This window comes from Candidatus Lariskella endosymbiont of Epinotia ramella, assembly GCF_964019805.1.
Classification (GTDB): domain Bacteria; phylum Pseudomonadota; class Alphaproteobacteria; order Rickettsiales; family Midichloriaceae; genus Lariskella.
Window position 1 is genome coordinate 113,954 of record NZ_OZ026472.1, and the last position, 12,094, is coordinate 126,047.

Sequence of the window (12,094 nt, forward strand, 5' to 3'; positions counted from 1 at the left end):
TGTCAAAATAGCACTCTCAATTCGTAAGAAAATGTTATAATGAACGCAAAAACCTTATGGATTTTATGAAAGTAGCGTTGCAGTACAGGGCCAATGAATATATTTGGCGGATGGACCAATTAATAAAATAATGTGTCCATCAGAAATCGATTAGTATTACACATTCTTTACCTTGCAACGCCAAATTTGAGTTGTAATAAATTTATGTGCATAAAATATCGCAAAATACGACACTATATAGCATATCGCAGCAGAAGCTAGCAAAAATAACATTTCTAATATCTTAGAATTTACAATTTGTAACAATTGCAAAACATATAATGATATTACCATTATCAGTGCTGCTATCATGTTATATATGAGACTAAAAATCGATCTAACGTCTATTTTATAACCACTGTACTTATAACAACCTCTCATAAGCATAGCAGCGTTTATAAACGCAACAATAGATGACGACAGCGCGATCCCAGAATGCTGAAGAGGAATGACAAGCGCTACGCTAAAACAGGCGTTTAAAATAAGACAAATCGCTCCTATTGTCACAGGTGTCTTTACATCCCCTTTGCTGTGAAGATAACTAATAAAAATTTTATTTAAAACATAAGCTGGCAATCCAAGAGCAAAAAACTGTAGCGCAGCAGCAGTTTTAAGAGTGTCTGAATGTGTAAATGCTCCACGATGGAAAAGCAAATCAACTATTTCAAACGCTAAGTATATAATACCAAAGCAAGATGGAATGGCAAAAAACATTGTAAATTTCAACATAGAATTCTGAGTAGCATTCGCAGCTTCGAAATTACTTACTTGAAAACTTTTCGCAAGTGTCGGAAGAAGTGTCAATGATGATGCTGTGCCTATCACAGCAAGAGGGAGTTGCATTATTTTATCTGCAAAATATAAAAATGAAATACCGCCAGGAATAAATGAAGCAATCACCATATCTATCCAAACATTCACTTGCAATATTCCAGCCCCGAACATCCCAGCCGTCATTCTCTTTAACATGGTTTTTATTTTACTATTTATTTTTGGCTTCTTAATTGGAATAATTACATCATTCCTTTTTGCGAAATAAATCATCCAAATTAACTCGATAATGCCAGCAAGCAGCAGTCCATAACACAATGCATGAGCAGTAGTTTTGAATACAGATCTACACAATAAAAATATAATTAGTGTGATGTTGAATAGAATAGATATAGAAGCAAATGGAAAAAATTTGCCTATACTATTTAATACTCCACCATAAAAGGCCACCATTGAGATAAGTAATAGATAAGGAAATGTGATTCTTGCAAGTTCTGTGATGAAATTTAAATACTCAGGATTATCAAATGTCAGTCCTGGAGTTGTGATTTCTACGATAAATCTCATAGATAACAATGCAACCACACAAAAACAAAATAATGACAGAAATAATAAAGACTGTACTCTCGACGCAAAGGCTTTTGCATAGTGGATGCTCCTGCGTTTTATCATACCTGCAAATATTGGAATAAATGCACTGTGAAAGGCTCCTTCTCCAAATAAACTACGAAATAAGTTTGCTAGTCTAAATGCTACCAAAAAAGCATCATTCATAGACCCTGCACCTAGGATACTAGCGATCATAACGTCTCTTAAATACCCAATTATCCTAGATGCAAAAGTGACTATACTAACTATTAACGTTGATCTAACAATATGCACAAAAAAATTTGAATTTGATGTTAAAAGTATGTGAACCGCTGCTATGAATAGCGTATAATCACTGATCTCTGCATTTCACTTTTTTGGAGCTCAAGCTGCCGCTTCCTTCATTTAAAAACTGCATTATAAATTGCAACAATCACCTATTTATCTAGATTACTCTTATAAAATCACCTTTTAGTCTTTCCATCAAAAATCGATTTGCTGTGCAAATAAATTTTTGCAGAAAGTTAAATAGACCTCTTTCGAAACTCTACTTATGACAAGAATTTGTGCGTCGATTTTGTGTTCGCAGCTCCTCATGTATACCAAATATACTCTTGTCTTGCCGTATCTAAATCTTCTACCACTTTTTTGCCAGAAGCTAGTTTCGAAAGAGGTCTAATGTACAAAAATTAGCCTGAAGCCTCTGCAATGCGCTAATTTTGGGATATATTAATTGACCCTATGCTGCAAATGCTACTTTCACAAAATCCATAAGTTTTTTGCGCTTATTATAACATTTCCTTACGGTGCGTACTAAGTATATGCTATATACACCATAATATAAATTCAAAAGTTTTGTGCCACATAATACCAACTCCCGTAAGACACAATTCTATTAAACTATTTAGCAAGAGGATGTTTTGTAAAAACTATTTCTGCCGCTCTATTGCTGGTAATTTTTGTATATATCTGTGTAGATGATATATCAGAGTGACCCATCAGCTCTTGTAAAATCCTAAGATTTGCTCCATTTTCTAACATGTGTGTTGCGAACGAATGTCTTATCTTATGTGGAGACACAAGATGTAGTGGAACCCCTGATTGTATAGCTAAGCTTTTTAATATCTGACCAAACCTCTGCCTGGTAATATGAGATATATTGCCTTTTTTATCAACAGATGGAAAGAGCCAATCTGTTTTTTGCTTACCTTTTATGAATACAGATCTAATTTCTAAATATTTGTCTAGTATATCGACCGCTTCCAGGTTTAGAAGTACTATACGCTCTTTGCCACCCTTTCCTCTAATTAGTATATGTCTTGCAACTTCTTTACTCTTTAAATCCCTTTCAATTACCTGCATTTTAAGCGTTACAAGCTCAGATATCCTCATTCCAGTTGCATATAACATCTCAAGCATAGCAGACGTTCTAATACCTTCATTAGATGTATCTTTACTTGCAGCCTCTATTAATAGAAAAACATTATCTTGAGATAATGCTTTAGGAAGAGAACTAGATATCTTAGGATTTTTTATTGATATGATAGGGTTATGATTACACCTTTTTTCACTAACTAAAAAGTCGAATATCTGTCTTGCTACAGAAAGCTTTCTTGCCAATGTCCTTGTGCTAAGATTTTTCACCTGAAGATATGAAAAATATTCTATAACATCAGACTTAGAAGCATACACAATTGAGATATTGCGGAAATTCATATATGCAACTAACTCCAGAGCATCGTTTTGATAAGCAAGTAGCGTATTATCAGACGCAGCTCTTTCAGCAGCTAACATCTCTATGAACTGTTCTACATATAATGTATCATCACATAACATAAGCTAGTTGAAACCTTCCGCGAAGCACATTACTACATATGGCACTGCTCACTAAATCAGTGTGCAGGTCTTGTTTGTCTCATTTTCCATATTTATAGTCAAGGAAGTTAAAAGTGTTATAGAGTGTTTATAACTCTAAAGATTGATATTTATACGGATTTCAAGCAAATGTAAGCTATAACAAGCAATCATATTTTAGATATCCAAATACTGTTTTGCACCTTTAATACATGTTTAAAAGCGCTTGTGAAAAAGCAAGGCTTTTTTCATATAGTCAGTACACTGGAGAGTGCTTTTGCTATTTTGACTAACAGTTCTGAACTATAAAATCTTTCAACCTTACAACCAGCAGTATAAAGCTTTGGAAGCCTGCGCACTTATGACAACATGCTTCCAAATTTTGGACGCAAAACAACTTCCACAGTACTCAAGTGCAAGTCCATACCTTACAGCAGCATCTACAGCTTAGGCGCTTGTACATGCACGTGAAATTAGTCTCTCACAACCGTGATAGCAACACGATTCTGTGCCCAAGCTTCTTCGTTACTACCTTGAACCACTGGTCTTTCTTTACCATAGCTTACAGTGCTGAGTCTTTGACAATCTACACCAAGCTCTTTTAGATACTTCTTAGCGCTATTTGCACGACGCTCACCAAGTGCAAGATTGTATTCTCTTGTTCCTCTTTCATCTGCATGCCCCTCGATTGTTGCAGTCATACTAGGATTTTCTTTGAAGAAACGTGCTTGTCTTCTTAGTGTATCTTGCTGTACTTGATCTAAGCTAGACTTATCAAATGAAAAGAATACCCTATCTCCAGCTTTTGCATTAAACTCATCTTGTAAAGTTGTTTGCATAGCAGTTCCCGAGCTATCAACATTTGCGCTATCAGATACAGTCTTCTTCCCACCGCAAGCTGTCAATGCTACTAGAGAGCAAGTGGTTAATAAAAATTTTGTAGCAATTTTCATAAAATTAACTCCTGAAGTAATATAAAATAGTTACGCATCACTATAAATTTTACCATTACATTTTTTTTGTATAATGGTCAAACATTTTGAGTTTCTAAGCTGGGAATCATGCAAGCCATTTAACCGAAATCAACAAGCTTTCAGCTTTCATTTTACAACTTATGAAAGTACCACTCAAAATCTTACAACACTGCGTTAGAACAACAACAAAAGCGGTTAAAACTAGTGCGCTTCGATATATACATTAGAGCGCAATACTTACAAGCAAAAGCCATATTTCGCACTAAATAAAGTATGAAAATTCTACATCCATAACATTTTGCCTGCAAAATAGTGTATTTACACTCACTTTAATACATACCGAAACGCACAAAACAAAGAATCATGATATTTTGATATGCTCCAGCTTATTAGGATACAACAAAGACATTAGAAGATCTAACTTATTTTGCTATGACTTACTATAATTAACATTTAGCATTTAGCCATACGTTTTGACATAGTATACTCGCTATATTTCATATTGTTATGTATTCGTATACACCATCCATGGGCTCCCAAGTTTTTCCTCGCTCTTTTCGAAGTCTAGCTTCATATGCAACGCAAAGTTAATACCAACTCTTCATTTACCCTGCGGTATACACTCTCTAGCAACACTCCACACTTATATAACTGGAGTATATCCATTAATGGTGATTACAAATGAAATCAAAACAAGCCAAACAAAAGTGAGCGGAAGAAAAACTTTCCAGCCAAGCCTCATCAACTGATCGTAACGATACCTCGGCAGTGCAGCTCTAACCCATATGAACATAAATAAACAGAAACAAATTTTCAATACTAACCAAAGCGGACCAGGTATGAAACTCAGCCAATCAAAACCGAATGGAGGAAGCCATCCCCCCATAAAAAAGATTGCAGTAATAGCGCTCATTAGTATCATGTTCGCATATTCTCCTAGAAAGAAAAGAGCAAAGGCCATAGAGGAATATTCAACATGATAACCAGCAACAAGTTCTGCTTCCGCCTCTGGCATGTCAAATGGATGTCTATTGGTTTCAGCAAGTACTGAAATGAAAAATATTACAAATACAGGTAATAAAAGCAAATCTAGATAAAATGGCGCATTAGACTTTATTATGACGACTTCTCTAAGATTCAAAGACTGCGTTACAAGTAGAACACAAACTACACAACAACCCATGGCAAGTTCATAAGAAATCATCTGAGCTGCTGATCGCATTGCACCAAGAAAAGCATACTGTGAATTACTTGCCCAACCAGCTATTATAATTCCATATACACCAAGCGAAGATGTCGCCAACAAATAGATTACACCAACGTTAATATCTGCTATTACAAAATCTCCTATTGGAATCACAGCCCACCCTATCATTGCTATGCTAAATGTAATGATTGGAGCAAGTAGGAACAAGATTTTATCTGCATTTCTTGGAATAAGCTGTTCCTTAAACATCAGCTTTAAAGCATCAGCCAATGGCTGCAGAAGACCGAATGGCCCAACTATATTAGGACCAAGCCTTAATTGCATCCACCCTATTATTTTACGCTCCGCATACGTTAAATAAGCAACGCATATAATGAGTGGCACAAGCAAAATAACTATATTCTTTAAATTTGGTATAATCAGCTGATATAAGACTTCCATATCTTTCCAAAAAACATGAGAAAAAGGATAAACTATATGCTGTAGGATACAACTGACATCCTATATTATCAAGTAACAAAAAAGCTTTATTATGCTTTCATATATAAGTCAGTACTCGCTGTTTTTTAGATATTGATTGAGTGGTTTAGTAAACAACTATGCAAACTTTGTAAGGAAGAATAAGGACCGCTCACCAAGTTATTTTGCAGGCTTCTTTGGCTTAATTCTACATATTACTTTATTCATTTCTTTGCAAATATGCGCTTTCTGAGAAATGAAGAATTATTATTTATCAGAGTATATAGTGTATGTCCGTCAAAAATCGATTTGCTTGCGCTAATTTTTGGATATGATACTGTTCACAAAAATCCACAAGGGTTTTGGTAGTGTTGCCATTTTTTCTGCTGGACTTTCAGCGCATCATAACTGCTTACAACAGAAATAAATCCTCTGCTTCTTATAAGTGATGACACAAGGCTGCCATATAAAGACTAGCAAGTCACGCGCGCTAAAAGTCTCGGAAGCAAGTATGAAATGGCGCTTGGAGCGCAAAAATAGCGCTTTAAATCCGTAAGAAAGTGTTATAATAAGCGCAAGAAACTTACGGATTTTGTGAAAGTAGTATTTTTATGCACATAAGTAATAATATATCCAAAAATTAGCGCAAGACCGAATCCTATGCTAATTTTTACACATTTCACTTCTCCACAAAAATTTTAGCGGATGGACTAGCAAGCTTCTAGTACTCGAGACACAACTTTTTATTTACTTTCACAAATAATATCACCGCTAATATACACCTAAAAGCAAGTGCCGGCTCCTTACCTTCAAAACCCCAGCACTAAAATAGAACTACAAGCCCTCTTCCCTAAATAACTTAAGGTGTAACGCTACTTGAGGCCACTTATAACTATGCCAAAACTCTCAGCAAGACGCTCTATAGAACGCAACTTCTTATTTGCTTTCATTACAATCTCATCACTGATATTCATTTCAGCAGCATAACTTCTAACCTTCAACGCTAGATTTAAAGCAGAGCTTTCAAGAAGCTTCATTTTCTCTCTTACATTCTCAGCAATTTCATGAGCAGATTTCTCAGCATTTAATACATATGACCTTGCGCCATCTGCTATACGCTGAGCCGCAGCTTCAATGAATTTGAGATTAGCTTGGAGCCTGCTCATCGCACGACTTTGCGCTTCCTGCTCTTTTGCTTCTATTCTCTCAACAGGTGTCTTGATTAGATCCCAAGCAAGACCAAGTTTTGACATAGCATATATTATCCACTTATGCACATCAAATTGATACCACTTCCATCCATTCCTATAATCCCTTGCAAATGCATGGTGGAAATTATGCCAATTTTCACCGAGCAGCAGGAAAAACATCCACCAAATATCTCCAGCTGTTCCATCAGTATATTTTCTAGCTCCAAGGTAGTGACAAAGTGAGTTGACACAAAATGTCATATGTTGTTGAAATGCTCTACCAAGACCTAAAAAGATGTAAGCAGCAATAGCACCTTGTAAACTAAACGTCAGCAAATAACCAAGCACTAGCGGCACCACAACATTCATGAAAATAGCGAGCTTATAATAATGCTTCAGCTGCCAAAGCAACGGACTAACAGGCTTTCCTAACTTCCTCATTGTCATAGTATCTATATGAAAGTCACTACGTATTAGCATCCAGCCCATATGAGACCATAAGAAACCAAGCCATCTATTTTTATATTTTAATGGAGAATGTGGATCAAGCTCTGTATCAGTATATGCATGATGCCTCTGATGATCAGAAGCCCACATCAAAGCAGGACCTTGAAGCACACCAGCTGTAAAAAGTGCTAAGAACCATTCAACCCATTTGCTTGTTTTAAAAGCTCCATGTGCCCAAAGTCTATGCAGCCCAACACCAACAGATATATTCGTGCAGTAATGCCCCATCAGCAACATAGAAAGTTCAAATATCCCAAACTGACGATTTCTTAAATACACAAATGCCATGGAAGCAAGAATAATTGGATAGACTATTAAAATGAACGCAACAAGCCAATTAATGCGTCCAGCTACGCCAGATCCAGCATACTTCATAAGGATAAACCCCCTTTAGATCAAAATATATTATATATGACCAACTAATCAAAATTAGAGCTGCACAGCTACACCATTTTCAACTGAAAGTAAAGCTGGTATGACACTGCTCACCAAGCTATTTCCGTATCAACTTAAGCACTTTGTTATCAGTATCATATGCTTCCTACACAGTATACAAGCAGCTGCTGAAAATTGCACGCAATCAATCAAGACTACTCTTTTGATATTTATTAGCGGAGCTTATAACACGAGCTAGCAGTTACATAAGGAAGCAGATGCAGCAAAACATGGCTTAAGAACACTAAATTAAGGCAATATAAGACTACACCCATGCAAACACACGACGCAATTATAATAGAACAACAACTGCTTCTCACGCACCTGCAAAACACATGAAACAACAGAACAAAATTTTCAAAGCTTCACTGCATCCTGTCTACCATATTTAGAAGAATGCGTCAAACTACAAAATCGATATGATAAAGCAAGCAAACATATAGCAAGCGAAACTGCAGAGTAGATAATATGCCAAACAACCATAGAAATTCCCAAAAACACTCCTTGTTTCGCATCGCATGTTACAATGCCAACATTCTCAATAATATTCTTTATGTCTAGTAATGAACGTGCGTCGCTAAAATCACTGATGCACTTAGACTTATATGATATCAAGCCACTCTCAACGCAAAAATGAAATATTGCGATTGAAAAACCAGAGAAAATTACAACGGTACAAATTACAACATACCAGGAATATAGAAAATGCCACCTACTGTGCATAAGCATAGCAAAAAGTGTCAGAAACATTAATAGATAATAAGGAATCCTTTGATATATGCACAAATTACACGGCATCATCCCACCGAAAAATTCTATTGTATATGCAACGAGTAGTGCTACAGCACTTATTGTCAGAGCTATAAAATAAAAGTGTCGATAAAGAAGTTCTAGGTAAATAACCTTTTTATTATTCATGATACAACCATATTGTTAAAATCTAAACCTATGATATAAATACTACTATTAGTAATCATATATATATGTAATGATATTGCAAATTTTAGAAGACCACACACATATATAGTATAAAATTATAGAACAATTAAGCTCTCTAAATTTATCTGCAGTCTTACAACTTTTCTATATACAGCAATTGACGACGTTACTTAGCAAATTGTTTGCGCTGCTTTAAAACGAAGGGCGCTTATACGCTTTGCGATAAGATATTTTCAATGGATTCAAGCACTCCCACCATCCTAGAGGAATTCTGTCCCTCTACCATAATACGTATCAATTTCTCAGTCCCAGAAGGACGAACTATGATTCTAACATCTGAACTATCATTTTGAATCTTGCTTAACTTCTCTATAATTTCTTTATCTTCAAGCGGACTGGATCCCAAAAACCCTATATCTTTTCTTATCTGAGGACGTAATTTAAAAATATCACTTATGTCGCTTGCTTTGCAATTTTTTTCAATTAGAAGTGTGAGGATCTGAAGTGCAGCAAGTATTCCATCTCCAGTTGTGCTATGATCGCTAAATACTATGTGACCAGATTGTTCAGCGCCAAAATTGCAACCTGAATTTTTCATCCTCTCTGAAACATGCTTGTCTCCTACTTTACAGCGATACACAGAAATTCCATTCTGAGCAAGAAATTCGTCGAGCGCACTGTTTGACATATGAGTAACAACAATACTGCTTCCATTCAATAGCGCCCTTTCCTTTAGAGATAACGCAATCGCTGCAATCACATGATCGACATGTACAACTTGCCCAAGCTCATCACATATAATCACTCTATCTGCATCACCATCCAATGCTATCCCTATATCTGCTCTAGTCTCTATAACTTTAGCAGATAGCAAAGCCATATGAACAGCTCCACAGCCCTCATTTATATTAAAACCATTTGGCTCACATCCGATAGAGATAACTTCAGCACCAAGCTCCCAAAGTATAGCAGGCGCAAGTCTATAAGCTCCTCCATTTGCACAATCCAAAACTATGCGCATGCCGTTTAAAGTCTTATCTTTTGGAAAAGAATTTTTTACATGTTCAACATACCTGCCAGGCGCATCATCAAGACGTTTAGCTCTGCCTAATTTCTCTGGCAGCGCAAGGTGTTCTTCAAAGTCATTACAAATGATTAGCTGCTGCAGTTTATCCTCACAATGTTCTCCAAGCTTATAGCCATCATTACCAAATAATTTAAGTCCATTATCATAGTAAGGATTGTGTGAAGCTGAAATCATAATGCCAAAGTCTGCTCTTAGTGACTTTATTAACATTGGTACTGCAGGAGTTGGCATCGGACCGACTAAAGTAACATCAACACCTACTGAGATTAGACCTGCTGTTACTGCTGGTTCTATTAAATAACCTGAAAGTCTAGTGTCTTTTGCTATTAATGCACGATTTCTATAACCAGCACGATGTAGGTAAACACCGGCAGCCATACCAAACTTGAGTGCAACCTCAGCTGTCATAGGATACTGATTTACTTTTCCTCGTATACCATCAGTGCCAAATAGTTTTTTTGTCATTTTTAAGATATCAGGATTTATGCTTTCTTATAAAATTTATAAAATTATTGGAATATGAGTGCAGCGCCATTATATCACTCTCAGAAATCTTACCAACTGCAGCGCGAGGTAAACACAGATATTCTGGCATCACAACACTTTTTAGATGCACCAGAATATCATGTAGATGAAGCACTGCTCTAACTGCACCAAATTGGCTAGGACTTGCACTTAAAACTCCACAAATCTTTCCAACGAATGGTTGAATATAACCTTCTTCCTGAAAAATGTTGAACGATAACCAGTCTATCAGATTCTTTAAACAGCCTGGTATCGAGCCATTATATTCAGGACATGCGATCAAGATTGCATCAGCTGAATGCGTCATTTCCAGCAGCTTTAGTATGTCAGCATTTCTCTCCAACTTGCTAAGCGCTATGTCATTAAACATCGGAATGTCAAAATCTGCCAGTCTGAAATTCTCTAATGCATAACCTTCTTTTTTGCGTATATTGTCTAAAGCAAAATCAAGCACATGCTCAGTCAAAGAACCAGATCGTATGCTACCGGCAAAAGCTAAAATCTTCATATATTCTCCCATAAATAACGTATATTCATCCTTCCCTTTGGTAACAAAGTCATACTTTTCAAAACTGGCACTGTCAAAGTACTTCTATGTATTTGGTATACACATGCACCAAAATTCTTCCTAGCTTTTTTGAAGTCTAACTTCGTATACATATAACAGACTTCTTATTAAAACTCGCTTCCAGTTTAGGCAAGCGCAAGAAGCATACGAAAGCGCGAGGAAGCGCAAGTGTACAAGAAATACATAAGCATCCAAAACACGGATGCGGCCAAGCAACTGGCTGCCGAAACAAGCGTCTGAAGAAAGGATCTAATAAATACCAACTCTTCATTTACCTGTGGTATATATCCTTTTGCACGACCATTTTTCCTATACGATTATCAGTTAAATAAAAGTCAAAATCGCTTTAAGGAATATGAACTTTATATTTGCTGGATATTACACAATATCACCAAAAAAGAATCGGATTTCTTGCATAGCATTTTCTTTTGAATCAGAGCCATGTACTGCATTGATTCCTATACTTTCTCCGAAATCCCTCCTAATTGTTCCTGGCTCAGCCTGACTTGGATCTGTAGCGCCCATAACATGCCTATTCTTCTCAACAGCACCAGGCCCTGAGAGAACCTGCACAACAACAGGTCCAGAAGTCATATACTCAACAAGTTCGCCGAAAAATGGCCTTTCTTTATGCACAGCATAAAAATCTTCCGCTTGCTTTTGCGTCATATGCAATTCTTTTGCAGCGACAATTTCCAGCCCAACATCTAAGAATCTTTGATTGATTGCAGATCTTAAATTCTTCCTGATTGCATCAGGTTTAATAATGGATAACGTTTGTTCTATCATTAGATTTAGTAAAATTTTAATTTTAATCAATAACTTTTTGATGTTTCTGCCGCGTTTATAGCATAAATCTCATGCTACTTGCATTAAAAACGCTCTAGGTACTGCCGAACTACTTTTTGCAATTTCGCCTCTGCTTCATCACAAAACCTAATTTTTTAAATA

General features: G+C 36.2%; 9 protein-coding genes. All 9 read right to left on the reverse strand.

The window, feature by feature from the left end:
- Positions 1 to 156 precede the first annotated feature (156 nt).
- Positions 157 to 1,692, reverse strand: a complete 1,536-nt coding sequence (gene murJ / locus AACL20_RS00460) for a murein biosynthesis integral membrane protein MurJ (RefSeq protein WP_339052215.1) — start codon at positions 1,690 to 1,692, stop codon at positions 157 to 159.
- Positions 1,693 to 2,298: 606 nt separating this feature from the next.
- Positions 2,299 to 3,234 carry a tyrosine recombinase gene (locus AACL20_RS00465; protein WP_339052216.1) on the reverse strand — a complete coding sequence of 312 codons (936 nt, stop codon included), beginning with the start codon at positions 3,232 to 3,234 and terminating at the stop codon, positions 2,299 to 2,301.
- A 491-nt stretch (positions 3,235 to 3,725) separates the two neighbouring features.
- Positions 3,726 to 4,205: a peptidoglycan-associated lipoprotein Pal gene (gene pal, locus AACL20_RS00470; RefSeq protein WP_339052217.1), complete on the reverse strand. Its 480-nt coding sequence runs from the start codon at positions 4,203 to 4,205 to the stop codon at positions 3,726 to 3,728.
- A 664-nt stretch (positions 4,206 to 4,869) separates the two neighbouring features.
- Complete coding sequence (gene nuoH / locus AACL20_RS00475) at positions 4,870 to 5,874, reverse strand: NADH-quinone oxidoreductase subunit NuoH (RefSeq protein ID WP_339052218.1); 1,005 nt, start codon at positions 5,872 to 5,874, stop codon at positions 4,870 to 4,872.
- An 890-nt stretch (positions 5,875 to 6,764) separates the two neighbouring features.
- Positions 6,765 to 7,964 carry an acyl-CoA desaturase gene (locus tag AACL20_RS00480; RefSeq protein WP_339052219.1) on the reverse strand — a complete coding sequence of 400 codons (1,200 nt, stop codon included), beginning with the start codon at positions 7,962 to 7,964 and terminating at the stop codon, positions 6,765 to 6,767.
- 417 nt (positions 7,965 to 8,381) lie between these two features.
- Entirely contained in the window at positions 8,382 to 8,942 is a 561-nt protein-coding gene (locus AACL20_RS00485) for a disulfide bond formation protein B (RefSeq protein ID WP_339052220.1), read from the reverse strand.
- A 229-nt stretch (positions 8,943 to 9,171) separates the two neighbouring features.
- Complete coding sequence (glmM, locus tag AACL20_RS00490) at positions 9,172 to 10,515, reverse strand: phosphoglucosamine mutase (RefSeq protein WP_339052221.1); 1,344 nt, start codon at positions 10,513 to 10,515, stop codon at positions 9,172 to 9,174.
- A gap of 10 nt (positions 10,516 to 10,525) precedes the next feature.
- Positions 10,526 to 11,095 carry an NAD(P)H-dependent oxidoreductase gene (locus AACL20_RS00495; protein ID WP_339052222.1) on the reverse strand — a complete coding sequence of 190 codons (570 nt, stop codon included), beginning with the start codon at positions 11,093 to 11,095 and terminating at the stop codon, positions 10,526 to 10,528.
- A 426-nt stretch (positions 11,096 to 11,521) separates the two neighbouring features.
- Complete coding sequence (ndk, locus tag AACL20_RS00500) at positions 11,522 to 11,932, reverse strand: nucleoside-diphosphate kinase (RefSeq protein WP_339052644.1); 411 nt, start codon at positions 11,930 to 11,932, stop codon at positions 11,522 to 11,524.
- Positions 11,933 to 12,094: the final 162 nt, after the last annotated feature.

Coding starts and splice junctions, on each gene's coding strand:
- AACL20_RS00465 (WP_339052216.1), bottom strand. CDS start 3,234: ATGTTATGTGATGATACATTATATGTAGAACAGTTCATAGAGATGTTA.
- AACL20_RS00485 (WP_339052220.1), bottom strand. CDS start 8,942: ATGAATAATAAAAAGGTTATTTACCTAGAACTTCTTTATCGACACTTT.
- glmM (WP_339052221.1), bottom strand. CDS start 10,515: ATGACAAAAAAACTATTTGGCACTGATGGTATACGAGGAAAAGTAAAT.
- AACL20_RS00495 (WP_339052222.1), bottom strand. CDS start 11,095: ATGGGAGAATATATGAAGATTTTAGCTTTTGCCGGTAGCATACGATCT.
- nuoH (WP_339052218.1), bottom strand. CDS start 5,874: ATGGAAGTCTTATATCAGCTGATTATACCAAATTTAAAGAATATAGTT.
- AACL20_RS00480 (WP_339052219.1), bottom strand. CDS start 7,964: ATGAAGTATGCTGGATCTGGCGTAGCTGGACGCATTAATTGGCTTGTT.
- ndk (WP_339052644.1), bottom strand. CDS start 11,932: ATGATAGAACAAACGTTATCCATTATTAAACCTGATGCAATCAGGAAG.
- pal (WP_339052217.1), bottom strand. CDS start 4,205: ATGAAAATTGCTACAAAATTTTTATTAACCACTTGCTCTCTAGTAGCA.